Source organism: Paenibacillus lacisoli (assembly GCF_030580655.1).
Taxonomy (GTDB): Bacteria; Bacillota; Bacilli; order Paenibacillales; family Paenibacillaceae; genus Paenibacillus; species Paenibacillus lacisoli.
This window is the reverse complement of the sequence record NZ_JAUQTB010000003.1, coordinates 154,700-172,895: the sequence shown is the minus strand read 5'-3', so window position 1 is coordinate 172,895 and position 18,196 is coordinate 154,700. Positions and strand designations below refer to the sequence as shown.

General features: G+C 51.0%; 17 protein-coding genes. 8 read left to right on the top strand and 9 right to left on the bottom strand.

Features of this window, described 5'->3' with window-relative positions:
• Positions 1 to 20: 20 nt before the first annotated feature.
• The gene (locus Q5741_RS07760; protein WP_305023506.1) at positions 21 to 1,829 is read right to left on the bottom strand and encodes an LTA synthase family protein; all 1,809 of its coding nucleotides are present in this window, start codon (positions 1,827 to 1,829) and stop codon (positions 21 to 23) included.
• 122 nt (positions 1,830 to 1,951) lie between these two features.
• Positions 1,952 to 2,794 (bottom strand): KPN_02809 family neutral zinc metallopeptidase, encoded by an 843-nt coding sequence (gene ypfJ, locus Q5741_RS07755; RefSeq protein WP_305023505.1) that lies wholly within the window; start codon positions 2,792 to 2,794, stop codon positions 1,952 to 1,954.
• 178 nt (positions 2,795 to 2,972) lie between these two features.
• Between ypfJ and Q5741_RS07750 the strand changes: the two genes are divergently transcribed.
• The 5 genes from Q5741_RS07750 to Q5741_RS07730 all read left to right on the top strand — a co-directional run bounded on the left by Q5741_RS07750 (position 2,973) and on the right by Q5741_RS07730 (position 8,038).
• A complete protein-coding gene (locus tag Q5741_RS07750; protein ID WP_305023504.1) occupies positions 2,973 to 3,662 on the top strand; it encodes a response regulator transcription factor in 690 nt (229 codons plus the stop codon).
• Complete coding sequence (locus Q5741_RS07745; RefSeq protein ID WP_305023503.1) at positions 3,659 to 4,663, top strand: sensor histidine kinase; 1,005 nt, start codon at positions 3,659 to 3,661, stop codon at positions 4,661 to 4,663. The genes Q5741_RS07750 and Q5741_RS07745 overlap by 4 nt, the downstream gene beginning before the upstream one ends.
• 139 nt (positions 4,664 to 4,802) lie before the next feature.
• Positions 4,803 to 5,564, top strand: coding sequence for an ABC transporter ATP-binding protein (locus Q5741_RS07740; RefSeq protein WP_305023502.1), 762 nt, complete (start codon positions 4,803 to 4,805; stop codon positions 5,562 to 5,564).
• Positions 5,554 to 7,488: an FtsX-like permease family protein gene (locus Q5741_RS07735; protein WP_305023501.1), complete on the top strand. Its 1,935-nt coding sequence runs from the start codon at positions 5,554 to 5,556 to the stop codon at positions 7,486 to 7,488. The genes Q5741_RS07740 and Q5741_RS07735 overlap by 11 nt, the downstream gene beginning before the upstream one ends.
• A 52-nt stretch (positions 7,489 to 7,540) precedes the next feature.
• Positions 7,541 to 8,038, top strand: a complete 498-nt coding sequence (locus Q5741_RS07730) for a hypothetical protein (RefSeq protein ID WP_305023500.1) — start codon at positions 7,541 to 7,543, stop codon at positions 8,036 to 8,038.
• A gap of 6 nt (positions 8,039 to 8,044) precedes the next feature.
• On the opposite strand, the gene Q5741_RS07725 is transcribed toward Q5741_RS07730, so the two are convergent.
• The 5 genes from Q5741_RS07725 to Q5741_RS07705 form a co-directional block, all read right to left on the bottom strand.
• Positions 8,045 to 9,073, bottom strand: coding sequence for a YdcF family protein (locus tag Q5741_RS07725; protein WP_305023499.1), 1,029 nt, complete (start codon positions 9,071 to 9,073; stop codon positions 8,045 to 8,047).
• 220 nt (positions 9,074 to 9,293) lie between these two features.
• Positions 9,294 to 9,650 (bottom strand): nucleotide excision repair endonuclease, encoded by a 357-nt coding sequence (locus Q5741_RS07720; protein WP_305023498.1) that lies wholly within the window; start codon positions 9,648 to 9,650, stop codon positions 9,294 to 9,296.
• A 230-nt stretch (positions 9,651 to 9,880) separates the two neighbouring features.
• A complete protein-coding gene (locus tag Q5741_RS07715) occupies positions 9,881 to 10,897 on the bottom strand; it encodes an SDR family oxidoreductase (protein ID WP_305023497.1) in 1,017 nt (338 codons plus the stop codon).
• Between the two features lie 253 nt (positions 10,898 to 11,150).
• Complete coding sequence (locus Q5741_RS07710; protein ID WP_305023496.1) at positions 11,151 to 12,209, bottom strand: LLM class flavin-dependent oxidoreductase; 1,059 nt, start codon at positions 12,207 to 12,209, stop codon at positions 11,151 to 11,153.
• A 130-nt stretch (positions 12,210 to 12,339) separates the two neighbouring features.
• On the bottom strand, positions 12,340 to 12,921 hold the full coding sequence (locus tag Q5741_RS07705) for an NAD(P)H-dependent oxidoreductase (protein WP_305023495.1): 582 nt from the start codon (positions 12,919 to 12,921) through the stop codon (positions 12,340 to 12,342).
• A 120-nt stretch (positions 12,922 to 13,041) separates the two neighbouring features.
• Between Q5741_RS07705 and Q5741_RS07700 the strand changes: the two genes are divergently transcribed.
• Positions 13,042 to 13,473, top strand: a complete 432-nt coding sequence (locus Q5741_RS07700) for a MarR family winged helix-turn-helix transcriptional regulator (RefSeq protein WP_305023494.1) — start codon at positions 13,042 to 13,044, stop codon at positions 13,471 to 13,473.
• Between the two features lie 62 nt (positions 13,474 to 13,535).
• Here the strand turns inward: Q5741_RS07700 and Q5741_RS07695 are convergent, their stop codons facing one another.
• Positions 13,536 to 15,119: a histidine kinase N-terminal 7TM domain-containing diguanylate cyclase gene (locus Q5741_RS07695; RefSeq protein WP_305023493.1), complete on the bottom strand. Its 1,584-nt coding sequence runs from the start codon at positions 15,117 to 15,119 to the stop codon at positions 13,536 to 13,538.
• Positions 15,120 to 15,383: 264 nt separating this feature from the next.
• Between Q5741_RS07695 and Q5741_RS07690 the strand changes: the two genes are divergently transcribed.
• Positions 15,384 to 16,301, top strand: a complete 918-nt coding sequence (locus Q5741_RS07690) for an aldo/keto reductase (RefSeq protein ID WP_305023492.1) — start codon at positions 15,384 to 15,386, stop codon at positions 16,299 to 16,301.
• 119 nt (positions 16,302 to 16,420) lie between these two features.
• Here the strand turns inward: Q5741_RS07690 and Q5741_RS07685 are convergent, their stop codons facing one another.
• A complete protein-coding gene (locus tag Q5741_RS07685) occupies positions 16,421 to 17,260 on the bottom strand; it encodes an SDR family oxidoreductase (protein ID WP_305023491.1) in 840 nt (279 codons plus the stop codon).
• A gap of 407 nt (positions 17,261 to 17,667) precedes the next feature.
• Here Q5741_RS07685 and Q5741_RS07680 point away from each other — a divergent pair, with 407 nt between their 5' ends.
• Positions 17,668 to 18,165, top strand: a complete 498-nt coding sequence (locus Q5741_RS07680) for a DUF1036 domain-containing protein (RefSeq protein ID WP_305023490.1) — start codon at positions 17,668 to 17,670, stop codon at positions 18,163 to 18,165.
• The last annotated feature ends 31 nt before the right edge of the window (positions 18,166 to 18,196 follow it).

Below are 18,196 nucleotides of genomic sequence, written 5' to 3'. Positions count from 1 at the left end.
GTGTTCAGATTATCCAGAGCCTAGAACAGCAGATTATCTGAATAATTCTGCCCCTCCAGAATGTCATACTCCACCATTTTGTAGTCATTGAGCAGAGCTTGCTGCTCTGGTGTCAGGTTCTTCAGTTCACCCTGTGCACCGATCAGCACATTTTTACTGAGGCCCGGAATTTCCGCTTTGACCTTCTCCAGCAGCTTGTAATACGCTGGCATCTGCTGACCGGTCAGCTGGAACATTGTTGGTCCGATAAATGCCGGGCTCAGCGTTCCCAAGGGCTGATTGCCAATATCGAAGTTAGCCATGTACATGAGCTTCGTCTCATGCTTCAGGCGCGGATTGCTGTCCCAGCCAGCCTGGGTATAGATTCCGGAGGACAGTGCAGGCAGGTGATCGCCCCAGAAGGCGACAACCGTCGGGCGTTGAATCGTCTTAAGCTGCTCACTTAGATACTTCAGCGCTTCATCCGTCAGTTTCGTATCCTGCACATAGGTCTCCAGTTCATCCTTCTGTGCTGCAGGTACGCCGCCTACGTCAATCGTTGTAGGCCCGTTAAGCCCTTTGGTGAACGGAAAATGGTTCTGCATCGTCACCAGGTGTAGGAAGGTTGGTTTGTCGGACGACTGCAGCTCACGAACCGCTTCCTTCACGGCTGCCATGTCCGAGATATAACCATCCGGCGTCATCCGCTCTGCATTCGGAAGATCACCTTCCGTCTTGAACTGGTCAAAGCCCATAATCGGGTAGACCCGGTTGCGGTTGTAGAAGGTTTTGTCAAACGGATGCAGGGCCAGCGCTTCATAACCCCGTTCCTTCAGGATGCTGACAATCGAAGGCAGCGAGGACATTTTGACAATGCGCTGCTGATATGGGATCGAGCCATCATTGAGAAAATACATCGACAGCCCGGTCAGCGCCTCAAACTCGATGTTCGCCGTATTGCCGCCAAATTCGGGCGACAGCATATAACCGGACGGTGTCTTGTCCGCCTGTTCATGAATGAACTTTAGGGGATCCTCACTGAAGGTATACGTAGGCATCCGTGTCGGATCGAAGAAAGCCTCATCCATCATATATACAATATTAGGCTGTTCCGCTGGCGCAGCAGTACCTGCATTATCCGGTAGTGCTGCGTATTTCTTGGCGATGGCCGTGATGGCTTCCTTGCTGTAACCTGCCGGTTCAGCGATCAGATTCTGCTTCAAGTTTCCAGTAAAGGCGAACAGAAATCCATTCTGGGAGTAATTCGCCTTCTGATTCCAGTAGACATTCTGGTACTTGATCGCGGCAGACAGCTTGCCGCCGCTGCCCACCATGGAGATAAATCCGAGGATCAAGGCAGTCGAGAGCACTGCCAGTCCGACACGAAGCGGAAGCTGAACACGGATCTTCGGCAGCTTGATGATCAGATAGACCAGAGCAGCCACGACCACAATCGTCAGAATAACCGCGAGCGGAGAGATCATGCCGCGCGTAATCTTGGCCATCTCCTGCGCGTTCTTCACCTGGTTGAGGTCCCAGGGGAAGAGCGGTTCGCCGGTTGTAGACATTTTCTTATAATTAGCGATGCCCAGTACGAACAGCGCGATGAATGCAATCAGCGGACCGGTATACGTATTCGGAATGATAGCCGCAAACACCAGCAGAATGAAGAAAAAAAATAAACTGCCGCAAATATAAAGCCAATAAAAATTTGAGATCCAGGTCAGCACACTGCTTACATCCATATTCAGCGAGGAAGCCTGCAGGAAGAAATTCAGCAGGAAACCGCCAATCAGAAGTGAGAGCAGCAGGTAGCCCACCCGCTTCGTGGGAACAAACCAATGACGCACATGTATCCTCTCCTATCTTGTTAGAGGAACAGTATACGCCATTTTACTTAAGAAAAGATTAAAAAAACGGCAAAAAATTTTGCCGTTTCTGGTAAGAAGACGCCGGAGCATCCCGCCGCAGTCTATAATGAAGCTGCTGTAAACGTGTTTCCTCCCTCAATTGTACCGTTCTCAAAACCTTTATAGAACCAGCGCTTGCGCTGCTCGGACGTTCCGTGGGTGAAGCTCTCCGGCACGGCATAGCCCCGGGCCTTCTTCTGAATGGTATCATCTCCAACCGCACTGGCGGCAGTCAGCGCCTCATCCAGATCGCCTTCCTCCAGCAGATCCTGTCCCTGGGCGTAATGCGCCCATACCCCCGCATAATAGTCGGCTTGCAGCTCCAGTTTCACCTGGATTTTATTATATTCCGTTTCGCTGAGCTTCTGGCGCTGCGGAGCCACCTTGTCCATCGTGCCGAGCAGCGTCTGCACATGATGCCCGACCTCATGAGCAATGACATAGGCCATTGCAAAATCACCCGGTGCGTTAAACTGCTGCTTCAGCTCATCATAGAAACTCAGGTCAATGTACAGCTTGTGATCTCCCGGACAATAGAACGGCCCTACCTGTGAACCCGTGACACCGCATGCCGACTGCACACTGTCCGTATACAGAACCAGTGTAGGATTCTCATACGTCATCCCTTTCTGCCGGAACACTTCTTTCCATACGTCCTCCGTATCTGCCAGCACAACCGACACGAATTGTGATAATTCCTTCTCCTGTGCGGTCTCCTGATAAGGAGCACTCGTATCCGAGCTCCCGCCCGTAACCCCGTTCAGAATCTGACCTGGGTTGCCGCCGAGCAGGGTAATGATCAGAAAGACGATCACCCCGCCAATGCCAAGCCCGCCGCCTACGACGGCGCCCCGGCCTCTGCGGTCCTCTACGTTGGAGCTGCCTCGCCTGCCCTGCCATTTCATGCTGTTCCCTCCCTAATATCAATGCTTCATTCCCGCTTACACTGCAAGCTGTATCGTTTAGTTGTGATTTACCCCAAAACCTCCCTCGCATCCCACACAGAATCAGGAAGACGCTGGTCTGCCTGGACAATATACTATACAATTTCTATAGCCAATCCAGCCCAAAGCAGGTGATTACATGTTTACAATACTTCTGATTGAAGACGACCAGACCCTGTTCCAGGAGATCAAAGACCGATTGACCCAGTGGTCTTATGAAGTGCATGGCATCCGTGATTTCAGCCAGGTGCTTCAGGAATATACAGCGATTAAGCCTGACCTTGTTTTAATTGATATCCAGCTGCCCAAATATGACGGTTTCCACTGGTGCCGGATGATTCGCTCTCACTCGAACGTACCGATTATTTTCCTCTCCTCGCGCGACCATCCAACCGACATGGTCATGTCCATGCAGCTTGGTGCGGATGATTATGTACAGAAGCCGTTTCATTTCGATGTGCTGATCGCCAAGATTCAGGCCATTCTGCGCCGTGTCTATAATTACAGCAATGATGCGGTTGCCCTGAAGACGTGGTGCGGAGCTGCTGTCGATTACGAGAAAAATACCGTTACCGCGGAGACCGGCACCGTAGAGCTGACCAAGAATGAAATTCTGATCCTCAAGCAGCTAATTGAGCATAAGAACAAAGTCGTCAGCCGGGAGCAGCTGATCCGCAGTCTGTGGGATGACGAACGGTTCGTAAGCGACAATACATTAACCGTCAACCTCAACCGGCTGCGTAAGAAGCTGGATGAGATTGATCTCGGACAATATATCGAAACCAAGGTCGGTCTGGGTTATATGGCCGTGGAAGGCGTCCCGTCATGATCGGCCGGTTCCTGCTTGAACGGGCCAGCTGGATCTCGTTCATCCTGCTGCAGCAGGCCCTGATTCTGTTCATCGCTCACATGGATACGTCGATTCCCTTCTGGCCTGTAGCTTACATTGTCCTGCTGTCCATGCTGATTTTTATCATGTTCCTGACTTTCCGGTACTTCAAGGAGACCCGCTTCTACCGTAGCCTGGAAGAGTGGAACAACAGCCTGGATATGAACAGCCTTCAGGACCCGAACAGCCCGTTCGAGCATATTATCGATAACAGCATCACCGAACAGACCGGGCGCCTGCGCCAGGTTGCCTCCCATAACCAGATGCTGCTGGAGAGCGAGAAGGATGACCTGCTCTCCTGGATTCATGAAGTGAAAACACCGCTGACGGCGATGCATTTGATGATGGAACGCATGGAGGATACCTCCATCAAGTCGCATCTGACCTATGAATGGCTGCGTATCCATCTGCTGCTCGACCAGCAGCTGCATCACAAGCGAATTTCCTTTCTGGAGAACGATCTGTATATCGAGAAGCTGAGCCTGAAGACACTCGTGGTCACTGAAATCAAAGCCCTTCAGTCCTGGTGCATGCAGAAAGGGATCGGCTTCGATCTCCAGCTGAAGGCACCTGAGGTGTATAGTGATGGCAAATGGCTCTCCTTTATCATCCGGCAGCTGCTGACTAATGCGATTAAGTACAGTGAAGAAAGTGACATCACCATTCTGAGTACACTGCAGGAAGGACAGGTCATCGTGGAGGTACAGGATGCGGGCCGAGGCATTGAAACTCAGGATCTTCCACGCATCTTCGACAAGGGGTTCACCTCCACGACACAGCACCAGGATCAGGCTTCAACCGGAATGGGTCTGTACCTGTCCCGCCGTGCGGCGGAAGCCCTGTCCATTCTAATTCAGGCAGAATCCGAGCCCGGCCGGGGTACCCGGATGATTCTCCGCTTCCCGAGGCGGAATGAATTCGTGGATATGATAAGCATGTGACGAGTTTGTCACATGCTTATGCTGTTTTGTTAGCTGAATCAAACGCCGGACCCCGTTCCCCTTCGATATACTAGGAACATAAAGCCGCGCATGAACGTCATGCAGAGATCGGCCATTTCAGAGGATGAGGGGTAGTTCAATGAGCATATTGGAAGCACGTAAAATTCATAAATTGTACGGCAGCAAGTTCAACAGTCAGGAAGTGCTGAAAGGCATTGACGTCACGATTGAGGAAGGCGAGTTTGTCAGCATCATGGGGCCTTCTGGCTCTGGCAAGACGACCCTGCTCAATGTACTGTCGTCCATCGACAAGCTGAGCCAGGGATCCATCCGCATCAACGATGTTGAAATGAGCAATATGAAGGAGAAGCAGCTGGCGGAGTTCCGCAAGCAGCATTTGGGCTTTATTTTTCAAGACTATAATCTGCTGGATACCTTGACGGTCAAAGAGAATATTCTGCTGCCGCTCTCGATTACGAAGATATTGAAGAAGGAAGCGAACCAGCGCTTTGAAGCAGTGGCTGCTGAACTGGGGATTCTGGATCTGAAGGACAAGTACCCGAATGAGATTTCCGGCGGCCAGAAGCAGCGTACATCGGCAGCAAGGGCCTTCATCCATGAGCCCAGTATTATCTTCGCTGACGAACCTACAGGGGCGCTGGATTCCAAAGCCGCTTCCGACCTGCTGAACAAATTAAGTGATCTGAACCGCCGCCGCCGCTCTACCATCGTAATGGTTACCCATGATCCGGTCGCTGCCAGCTACTGCAGCCGTGTCATTTTTATCAAAGACGGACAGGTATATACCCAGCTGAATCGCGGTGCACAGGATCGTCAGGTATTCTTCCAGGATATTATGAAAACACAGGGTGTATTGGGCGGTGTGCAGCATGAACATTAATCACCTGATCTGGCGGAATCTCCGCAAAAATCTTAAAAATTATTACTTGTACGTGTTTGCCCTAGTTTTTAGCTCGGCGCTGTATTTCTCCTTTGTTACACTGCAATATGACCCGTCTATGGATGAAACCAAGGGCTCCATAAAGGGAGCCGCTGCACTCGGGGCCGCATCCGTACTGCTGGTCGCGATTGTAGCGATCTTCCTCCTGTATGCGAACAGTATTTTTATCAAAAGGCGCAGTAAGGAGATCGGGCTCTTCCAGCTCATCGGGATGACAAAGCAGCGGATTTTCCGTATCCTGAGCGCCGAGAACTTGATGCTGTACTTTGGCTCACTGATCGTAGGAATTCTGGTCGGCTTCTCGTTCTCCCGCCTGATGTTGATGATTCTGTTCAAAATCATGGGGATTGAAACGGCGGCTGCAATGAGATTCTCGGGTCAGGCTCTGGTACAGACACTGATCGTCTTCCTCTGCATTTACGTCCTGATCATGATCATGAATTATACGTTCATTGCACGGCAGAGCATCCTGTCCCTGTTCCGGGTTCGTTCCTCCTCCGAAGGCAAGGTGGGCAGGCTGTCCTTCTGGGAGATCGTCATGGGTCTGCTCGGCCTGGGCCTGATTCTGTCAGGGTACTACGTTTCGTCCAAGCTGTTCGATGGTGATTTCCTGTCCACAGCCGCGTTATTCGGAGCTATGCTGTATATCCTGGCCGCCGTCATTATCGGGACCTACCTGTTCTATAAGGGATCAGTGAGCTTTATTTCCAAAATGCTCCGCCGGAGCAAGGGAGGCTATCTCGGCATTACCGATGTTCTGTCCCTGTCCTCCATCATGTTCCGCATGAAGTCCGGTGCACTCATGCTGACCATTATCACGACCGTTTCTGCACTGGCCATTGGCCTGCTATCCCTGTCTTACATTTCCTATTACTCTGCGGAGAAATCAGCAGCTGATTCCGTGCCGCTGGATTTTGCGCTGACCAAGACGGAAGATGCCGATCTGCTGGGACAGGCGCTGACCAAGGGTGACGTTGCCTATTCCCTGAAGCAGGTTGAGGTTATACGTGTGCCTGCTGACATTAAAGAGATTCAGGATGGGGGGGCGAGCGAGCTCATCTCCAGCGGTGAGGAGAATATAGATCTTGTCGTGGTTGGAGAGAAGGCTGTGAACCAATTGAACCTCGGTAAGAATGAAGCTCTGTTCGCCGGCCGCAACGATCTGCTGGAGAAGTTCCTGCCGCTCAAGGACTCCGGTGAAATCAAGCTGATCAACGGCCAGGAAACGATTCCCTTGCATTATCTGGGGCAGCGCCGGGACCAGGTCATTTCCACACAATATTCGATTGGTACCATGCCTACGTTGGTTATAGACCAGGACCTTTTTGAGCACCTCAAAAAAAGCAGTGACAAGATATTTATGTATAACGGCATTCAAATTACAGACTCCGCCAAGCTGGACCAGGCTAACGAAATCTTCCATGAACAGGAGCCCTTGATGAAAGGAAGTCCATTATCCCGTCTGGACCTGATTCAGAACCAGCGTCTGAATATGGGCCTGATCATGTTCATCGTCGCGTTCCTGGGACTTACTTTCCTTATTACATCCGGCTGTATTCTATACTTCAAGCAGACCGGCGAGAGTGAAGATGAGAAGGACAGCTATACCATTCTACGCAAGCTCGGCTTCACCCGCGGTGATCTGCAGAAAGGCATCCGGGTCAAGCAGGTATTCAATTTCGGCATCCCGCTGATTGTCGGGCTCTGCCACAGCTATTTCGCGGTTCAATCCGGCTGGTTCCTGTTCGGTACCGAGATCTGGACGCCAATGCTCATCGTTATGGCTGTTTACACCGCTTTATATTCCATCTTCGGTATTCTGTCTGTGCAGCATTACAAGAAGGTCATCAAGAGCGCATTGTAGAATATTAAGTTTAAGAGCCCCCTCCACTGGGAGGGGGCTCTTTCACATTCGAATGGGACAGAAGAATATCATCCAGGGAGGTGAGTTCATTATGCTTTTGTTCCTGATTCAACTGGCCGCCCTTGTCATCAATACCGTAACAGCTGTTTTTGCCGGAGGGGCTGTCTTCATCGGTCTCATCTTCATGCTCATTGGTCTGCCGCAGGCAGCGTCAGGTTTCAGGACAAACTCACGGGAACTGCTGCGTTTCCTGCTGCCGGTTATAGCAACCCTGCTCGTGATCGGCGTATTTCTGGTTCTCATGTATACGAATGTCAAGCTAAACGGCAGACTGGCCATCTCCCGTTCCCTTCCCTCCGGGACACGCCAATCCATAGGCCAATGGCTTATGCTCTCAGGAATCGCCGAACTCCTCTGGTTCTGGCTGTGCCAGCAATGGCTCTTCAAGCTGCTTATTGACGGTATCGACTTGGAACGTAAGCACATCCTTATTATTTGGGCTGGGGCTGGACTAAGCATCGTTGCCGGGGCCGCAGCCTATTTCGCCTGATCGTCGTTAACTGCTGGAATATACCGCCTGTCCAGCGGCCAGCCCAACCATGATCAGAATGACAGCAAGCGTAACACTGAGATGAATCCATCTATGCAGAGTCAGAATTGCAATGTATTCCCGGAGAAAGGCATTCGGTAAATAATACAGCGCCGTACGGGACCCGATCCCTGTTCCGGGAATACCTGCATCCCGGGCATAGATACCCGCCCGTGCCAAGTGAAAATTGCTCGTCACATAAATACATTTGTACTGGCCCTTTTCCTGATCCATCATCGCTTTGGAGAACGTCAGATTCTCCATCGTATTAGAGGAGCGATCCTCGACCAGAATGGACGCTTCGGGAATTCCCTTTCCCAACAGGTACCGTCTCATAGCCTCTCCTTCAGCAAGCGTCTCATCGCTCCCCTGTCCACCCGACACAATGAAACGCGGCGGCGCCCCTACCCGGCTCTGTCTGTAGTACCAATTCACGGCCCGGTCCAGCCGGCCGGCCAGCAGCGGCGGAACGCGGTTCTGAATAAGACCACTACCCAGCACAATAATAAAATCCTGATTCCATGCAGGCCGCTGACTGTTAGCAAGAATGCAGGAGACCAGAAAACTGATCAGCACGAATCCGTAATAACCGGCGAGCAGCAGCAGAAGCAGCACATAGAAGCGGGTATCCGAATTCCACTGACCGATCGCGTACAGAGCAGCCAGTCCGGCAATGACAGCCCCCATACCGAGTGACAGCAGATTGGGCAGCTTTCTCCCCTCCTTCGAAATGAGAACCCGGCCGTTCTGAATGAGCGCAATGCCCAGGGCTATGGCGAGAAAAGGGGCAATTACGATAAGCAGGACCAGCAGCACGGTGAGAATATACTGCGGGATCCCCTCAGCATCCAGGTAACTGCGCAGTCCAAGACTCAGCAGAAATAAACCCAGTCCGAGCGTCAGAAATACGCCGCTGCGCAGCATCCGCGGGTCAGTCCGATAGCTGATCAGGAAGGAGACCAGACAGGTCAGTGCAGCAAGATGAAGAACAATCATGAATATTCCTCCTCGTATCCACTTCTTTTAACATTTCATATGTATGGCACCTGCATGAGCGGTAACCTTCAGCCAGTCTGCCCCTTATCATTAAACAGGCCTTATCCCGTCGAACCCTTCACATGGCGATAAACGCTCCTTTTTCTCATCAGAAAAAGCCTCTGACCGCAGGGAGCAGCAGCTCCTTCGAGAACGGTACAGAGGCTTTCTATATTCCGGCTTATTTAAAGAAGACTTTCTCTACATTGTACTTTGCCTTCTGCTCATTAATGAGAAAGGTCTCGTAGATTTCACGGTGCACTGGATTCTCCACTTCACAGACGGCTATTTTAGTTACTTCTTCACGGTGATCTTTCATCGGAGATACGCTGTCTTCAAAATGCTTCTTGATCCGCGGTCTAAGCTTTCTGGCCTTGCCTACAAAGAGCAGCTCATCCTGCTCATTATAAAACATGAAGATACCGCCCTTCTCGCGGGTAATTAAATGGAAATCGGTGAAACCGTAAATATGGCTTAACTGCGGGTTATCCTGTTTAGTAATGGTCACGTCCGGTACCGGTACAGTCACTAGAATCATCGTTCTACACTTCCTTCATTCTAATCCTTATTGGATGTTGTGGTCTTTGAAAAGGTTATCCTACCATGGATTACGCAGCAATGCCATGGCTATTTTCGCGGATCTCAAGCACCTCTTCCTCAGCCTTCCCTAAAATCCTTTAATTTAAGGATTACAATAAAGAATAAAGCCCCTCTTCTCCTACAGGATGAGTAAGGGGCTTATGCTGTATATAATTAGAACGACTATTCTTAACCCTTCACGGCTTGGACCGCCTGATCCAGAGCCTGAATCACCCGGTCGCACCAGGCATCAAACTCGGGATCCTCCTGCTGCAGCTCCGGGTTGGCCAGAATATGCTCAACGGTCTCCTTGATTCCCTGATCCACGCGCGTGGTGGCAGTAAAGTCCGGCACAAGCCGTTTCAGCTTACTGTTGTCGAATACGACTGTGTTGGCCTTATCCCCCAGGAGGCTTCCTCTGAAGTCCTCGGTACTGCATGCATCCAGAAATTCGGACGGTACATGCACAGCCTTCAAGGGGACTCCGAGCGCGTCGGCAATAACATGGTAAATCTGGTTCCACGTCACTGATTCATCGGAGGTAATATGAACAGCCTCACCGATCGCGTGCAGATTCCCCATTAACCCGATAAAGCCTTTGGCAAAATCACGGCTGTGCGTCATTGTCCACAGAGAAGTACCGTCACCGTGAATGATAACCGGCTTGCCTGCCTGCATCCGCTTGGCTACCTGCCACGAACCCTTGCTGCCATGGACACCCAGTGGTATAGAGCGCTCACTGTATGTATGGCTTGGCCGAACAATCGTCACCGGGAAACCCTGTTCACGATACTGCTTCATCAAGTAATCTTCACAGGCAATCTTGTTGCGGGAATATTCCCAATACGGATTAGACAGCGGGGTACCTTCCGTAATGCGATAGTCCGACAGAGGGGTCTGATAAGCTGATGCCGAGCTGATGAAGATAAACTGCTTGGTTTTGTCTCTGAATAGACGGTAGTCTCGCTCCAGCTGCGAAGGGACGAATGCGATAAAATCAGCCACCACATCGAATTGATGTTCAGCAATCAGGCCTGCAACATGTTCTTCGTCATGGATGTCAGCCTGCAGCAGATGCGCACCTTCCGGAAGTTCATCCTTCCGATTGCCCCGGTTCAGCAGATACAGATCACACCCCTGCTCCAGCAGCTGCTGGGTAATTGCGGTACTGATCGTACCCGTGCCTCCAATAAATAACGCTTTCATGACTCCACCTCCAAAAAAATAGCAACCAAGCCCTATTACCCGACCCTGCTTCAGCGAAATTTGAGACAGGCTTCGGATGTTATTCTAATTTTCTATGCCGATCCATCCTATACCTTGTTTCCACAACAAGATTGCTGCTATTTCACAGTGTATAAAAATACTTTGTCCGAACGAACGACAAAACAGAGGAGCGCATGCTCCTCTGTCCCAGTTGCAGAAGAAGATGAAGACTTCTCCACACTAATAGATGTTCTTACTTACCTTCGTTCTCGGCTTCCCACTGTGCCACTTCTTCACGTACCCGTGGCGCCACTTCCTTGCCCAGCAGCTCAATGGCCCGCATGACCTCTTCGTGCGGCATGGTGCCCAGCGGCACATGCAGCAGGAAGCGTGTAATGCCAACATGCTTGCGCAGATTAATAATTTTGCGGGCTACCGTCTCAGGATCGCCGACATACAGCGCTCCTTCCGGACTCCGGGCGGCATCGTAGCTGGCACGGGTATATGGCCCCCAGCCGCGTTCGCGTCCCAGCTGCGACATGACAGCCTGGGTGGACGGATAGAACTTCTCTACTGCAAGGTCATTCGTATCGGCAATAAAACCGTGAGAATGGGAAGCTACTGTCAGCTTGGAGGCATCATGCCCGGCATGCTCTGCTGCACGCTTGTAGAGCTGTACCAGCGGCGCGAACTGCACGGGACGGCCGCCAATGATGGCCAGTACGAGCGGCAGGCCGAGCAGACCTGCACGGATAACAGATTCCTGATTGCCGCCGCTGCCAATCCAGACTGGAAGCGGCTGCTGCACCGGACGCGGATATACGCCCAGATTGTTAATGGCTGCCCGGTGCTCCCCGGACCAGGTTACCTTCTCGGCGTCCCGCAGCTTCAGCAGCAGATCCAGCTTCTCATCAAACAATTCGTTATAATCATCCAAGTCATAGCCGAACAGCGGGAATGACTCGATGAACGAGCCGCGGCCTGCCATAATCTCAGCCCGGCCGTTTGAAATGCCGTCTAGCGTTGCGAAATCCTGGAATACGCGCACAGGATCCGCTGAGGAGAGAACGGTAACGGCGCTCGTAAGGCGAATATTGTTCGTCTGGGAAGCAGCCGCCGCAAGAATGACAGCCGGTGATGAAGCCGCATAATCCTGACGGTGATGCTCGCCTACACCGTACACATCCAGGCCCACTTGGTCCGCCAGCACGATCTCCTCCACAACCTGGCGGATCCGCTCGGCATGGCTGATCAGTTCACCGGTCACAACGTCCGGCGTGGTCTCTACAAAAGTACTAATTCCGATCTCCATCATATAACCCCTCCTGTTTGTCTGTACCGACTCCAATTGATCTTTTAATATCTTAATTCAATTTATCTTAATGTTCAACAATATATATGAAATCAACTGAATGATGCTCTCTATGGTGATCCGTTTACACTTACACAGTCTTACAATAACGATAGATCCTCTCCAGCTTCTCTTTCTGTCTGCCTCGTGGACTCTCCATGCTGCCGAACTCGAAAAACTTGACTCGCCGTATCCCGACATACTGAAACAGCGCCTTGCGCATCAGTACCTGGTGAGCGTTACGCAGCCACAGCAGAGGGTAACGGGCCGGACCCATCATGGTCGATATGCACACAACTGACTTTCCTTTGAGCAGCCCCTCTGGAAACCATCCTCCCTTGTTCTGATAGGCAAAACCTGCCGCGAACATTTGATCAATATAACCGAGCAGCATCGCTGGCGGCCGCCCCCACCAAATCGGATAAATCATGACAATACGATCTGCCCAGGTCAGCTGCTCCCGGTATTTGGCCAGATTCGGATCATACTGCATATCCCTCCGCCGTTTCTGTTCATGAAATACCAGCACCGGATCGAAGCCCTCTTTATACAAATCCAGCACCTGAATTTCTGTTACGTTCTTGTTTTCCCGGCTGCCGCGCAGCACTTGCTCCAAAAATGCATAATTGAGACTTTCGTGATTCGGATGTGTAAAGATGACCAGTACGTTCATTCCCGCACCCCATTAGTTGTTATTTGATAACTACTAAGCTAACAGACACCATTATACTTGTCAAATGATAATTGTTTTTGGATAATCACTTTGTTATCTTGATACCTATGGGGTGATGTCTTGGATCAGAATTTGCTTTTTCACCAATTTGTTGTCTTCTCCGCTGCTGTACACCAGCTAACCAATGATCTCTCTCAGGGCGTAAAGGCTGCAGAAATTACACCGCTTCAATATAAAATACTGGAGTATCTGGCTGTCAGTCAGCCTGTAACACTCAGCGAGATCAGCCAATGTATGCATATATCTATGCCCAATACGAGCCGCGAGCTTCGCAAGCTGACCGAGCGGCAGCTGTGCGAGAAAGTGACCGACGAGACTGACCGACGCAGACAGGTAGTCCGGCTATCGCCGCAGGGCCAGTCCATGATGGACCAGGCTCTCCGGCAGATCCGTGCCCGGCTGTTCGAGCGTATCGGCCACCTGTCTGCCGAAGAGCTGCTGGAAGTCGAACAGGCGATGGATCTATTGAACCGCCGGATTTTTAACCCGTAATTCCGGATCATGGAACACCAAAAAAGCATGGGCTGTATGCCCATGCTTTTCGCTGCTGTATATTATTCTCCAGCACTGAGGCTGCTGTTGTGCGATTCCGCGTAGATGTGAACCCCATTCCGGCCTCTCCTCTTGACGGCATAAAGTGCAAGATCTGCTTCTCGCATGAGCCTGCGCATGACCTGATCTGTCTCTTCTTCCAATTGAGAGGTACCCGCTACCCCGAAGCTGGAAGTCACCCGGATGATCCTGTCCTCGAAGAGCAGATCGATCCGGGCTACCCTCCGGCGTATATCATCAGCCGTCTCATACGCTTCCTGGAAAGTTGAATTGGCAAGGCAGACAATGAATTCATCCCCGCCATAACGTGCAATGATTCCATTCCCGGCCAGTGACTCTCTGGCAGCAGCTGCGACATGAACCAATGCCTGGTCACCGGCTTCATGACCGTACGTATCATTCACCTTCTTGAAATTATCAATATCGAACATGATCACATGGAGACTGCCGCCGGATGGCTTGAGCGCATGAATCGTTTGTTCGGAACGCTGCATGAGTGCACTTTTGTTAAGCAGCCCTGTCAGACTGTCTGTGCTCGCCAGCCGTTTCAGCTCTTCTTCCATCTGGACCCGTTCGGTAATGTTCATGAAGGCTACAATGGTTCCTACTTCCACCTGGCCGGGATTACGGACGGATGAAAAACGGATGTGATAGTAAGTGCGCTGCTGATTCGCAGTGAAGGCATAATCTGCATCCACCCCAGTCAGGATCACATCTGCCAGTTCAGGCCGTCCCGGAATCAGCGCCGTAATCGGAGTGCCTACAGAACCCGGATGCAGATCCGGTAGAATATCCAGTACCGCATTATTGTAGTCCACCAGCGCATAACTCTCATTTAGCACGATAACTCCCTCTTTCATGCTCTCGAAGACCGTGTCACGTGCAATCGGAACCATGTTGAACATCCGGTACCGCATAAGAGCCACCGTGTGGAATACATAGGATACACTGAGGAAAACAGGCCCGAGATCCACCCCGTTCGGACTCATGCCCCCTACATAAAAAAAGCTGGCGACGATCGGTGTAATAAGACCGGCAACCATCGTAAGGATCTGCTGACGGAATCTTCTTTTCACCTTCTTCAACTGCATCAGCAGCATGACTACACAGGCCACCATACAGGCGTACAAATAAACAGAGTGAATGTAGAAGAAAGGTCCATGCTCAAGTTCAACAACGGGAAAGGGAGAGTTCTCTCTCATCTTCATAGAGGTGTAGTACAGATGATGCCCATCATTCGTAATCTGCATCGTCATGGTGAGAAGGGGAATGAAAAACAGGATGTACAGCAGCCACCGCGGCAGCTTCTGCCCGATATAAGAGCAGCACATCATCAGGGTGAAGGCCGGTATCAGTGGTAATGCAATATATTCAATCCTTAACCAGAATTTAATCTGGGTCAATGTAGGACTGAGCAGCTCAAACAGATAGCTGAAGCTGAACATGGCAGCCATAAAAGTAGCTGCGGTATAGGCTTTGCCCCCCGGGGCATCCCTTAATCTGAACGAAGCATAAATGCCCAAGCATAAACAAAGGGTACTGCCTGTGATGATCATGAGTACATAAACAATTAAATCCTGTGCCATCTTCACCTGCTCCAATGCATCTCAAGCCTGCTGCCTGCTGTAATGTCAGGTGTCAGGTTGTATGTGAATATAAGACTAGTCCATTATATATTGCTGCAGGCGGTTAAGACCAGTGTCGATTTGATAGCGCTCCAATATAGATTGCACAACAGAAAGGCGACAGGTATTGAAATAAGAAGGCCTTTTGTGTGACAATCAGGGAGCATGGAATAATGAAGACGGTTACACTTGCTCATTATACTTAAACATCAAGGAGGATATACCATGAGAACCATGAAGCTCGGAAGCAGCACCCTGGAGCTGCCTGTTATATCTGTCGGCTGTATGCGTCTGAATTCGCTGGATTCGAACGAGGCAGAACGTTTTGTTCAGACTGCATTAGAGGAAGGTGCTAATTTCTTCGATCACGCTGACATTTACGGTGGAGGTGCCTGTGAGGAAATCTTTGCAGATGCTATTCACATGAATGATGACGTACGTGAGAAAATCGTCCTGCAGTCCAAATGCGGAATCCGCCAAGGGATGTTTGACTTCTCCAAGGAGCACATTCTGAATTCGGTTGATGGTATCCTGCAAAGGCTGAAGACCGATTATCTGGATGTCCTGCTGCTGCATCGTCCGGATGCGCTGGTTGAGCCGGAGGAAGTAGCCGAGGCCTTCGATAAGCTGGAGAGCTCGGGCAAGGTCCGCCATTTTGGTGTATCCAACCAGAAGCCTATGCAGATTGAGCTGCTGAAGAAATATGTCCAACAACCGCTCGTCGCCAATCAGCTGCAGCTGAGTATTACGAATGCCAACATGATCTCGAACGGCATTAACGTCAATATGGAGAACGAATCCGCTGTGGACCGTGATGGCAGCATTCTGGACTACTGCAGACTGAATGATATTACCGTCCAGCCATGGTCGCCTTTCCAATACGGTTTCTTCGAGGGCGTTTTCCTCGGCAGCGATAAATTCCCTGAATTAAACAAACAAATCGATGAAGTTGCCGCTAAATATGGTGTCAGCAATACGACGATCGCAGTGGCATGGCTGCTGCGTCACCCGGCTCAAATGCAGCCAATCATCGGCACCATGAACACCGAGCGCCTGAAGGACTGCATCAAGGCAGGCGATATTCATCTGACTCGTGAAGAATGGTATGCAATCTACCGTGCAGCAGGCAATATCCTGCCTTAAGCCGCATGGTGTTCTCTAATCGACCAAGCCCCCTGGCTCATTCAGCCAGGGGGCTTGTGTCGTTCTGGAAAGCCTGAAGCAGCATAGACTGACACCTCAGATCTTTTAGTTCAAGCCGTCTATCGGTTCAAATGAAGCTTGCGGGTGTTCAGCAGGCCGTCGAGCCCGGTAGGATCCTGCTGCACCTTGAAGCGCACGAACTGCTCGGCGGACTCTGACGTACGGATGCGCAGCGGCTTCGTCTCCATCTGCAGCAGATCTCCAACCACCTCTGCTACGGACTCAGCCGTCTGCGGCTCGGATGTACGGCTGCGGAACGCCTCAAGATAGCTGTTCAGCATCGGTTTGTATTCGTCATCCAGAATCCCGCCGGTGTCGTTCAGCTGCCCCATCACGGTGCTGTTGAAGTTGGTCGCAATGGCGCCGGGCTCCAATAAGGTAATGTCGATGTTAAAGGCTGGCTTGTAGTAAGTGGCCATACTTTCAAGCAGACCTTCAATCGCAAATTTACTGGCGCAATAGATCTCGTTGAACGGCTGACCCACCAGCCCGCCGACGCTGGATGTAGCGATGATATAACCCTGACCGGCCTTCTGGAGAAGAGGCTGTGCGGCCCGTATGGAATGCATCACTCCGTAGACATTGGTATTAAACACCCGCTCTATATCCGCCGGGTCCGCCTGGCCGAGAGCCCGCAGGTAGCCGAATCCTGCATTGCAGAATAACACATCCAGCTTACCCTGCTCCTGTTCAATTCGGTCCATAGCCTGCTGCAGGGAGGCTGGTTCGGTAACTTCCATTTCGATGAAAGTCAGGTTCTCCACATCTGCATACTGTGTCTGATCCCGCTCTACATGCCGTGTTCCGGCGTAGACGATCCATCCTTCACGGGCCAGCTTCAGGGCAGAGGCCAGTCCGATCCCGGAAGACGCTCCGGTAATTGCGATAATTTGGCTCATCGTATCAGCCTGCCTTTCAATTTGAATACTTCCCATTCATATTATGGTATATTGTAGCTGATTGCACGTTTACATATTCTGGATTTTACCTCCGGTCTCATCTTTTAATCGGAAAGGAGTTTATTGATGAAAAAAGTATGGAACTGGCTGCTGCTTCTGACCTGAACCACATTCATCAGGCTTGCCGTGCACTAACGATCCTTAGCCTTGATTCCTTTTCTAATCAGGGCCTGACCGGCTTCAAGCCGGCAGGCTCTTTTTGTCCTATCAGCCTGTACTTTTCCTGTAATTCCCCTATAAATTCCACGTCTGACCCCCATTCCCTACCCTGCATACATCCAGTCCATTCCTTAAAGCGCTCATAGAATAAGACTGTAAGATGAAATTATCTGAAAGGATGTGTCATGATGAGTCTCTATTTCCGTAACAGTACGAGATCGACGGTATACGTCGCTTATGCTTATCCTGACTTCAGCTGCTCGCCAGTCAACTATGCCAAAATTGGCTGGTATCGCATCAGTCCAGGGCAAACCCGTGAGGTATGGAGCGGTTATGCCGGCGGCACCACGTTCTTCTTCTACGCCGAGAACAGCTCCCGCAGCCTGGTATGGGAAGGCTCCTACTTCACCCAGGTTCCGCAGCAGGCATTCCAGTGGTGCTGGGATACACGCTGCACGAACTGTAGAACTGTCGGATTCCGCAGATTGTACGTGCCGTCACAGTATGGCAACTATACCGTCAACCTCGTCACTGCCAACAGCGGTGTTCGTTCCACGAAGGGCAGCATGAAGGCGGTACTCCCGCTCAAGGTGAAGAAATCGGCTGTTCGCCGGACACCTCTGAAACCTAAATCCAAAGTCATTAAAGGCAAGCCGAAAATGACAGGCCGCATCGGATTAAAGTAATAAAAATCAGTAATATAAATTAAAAAGGCGC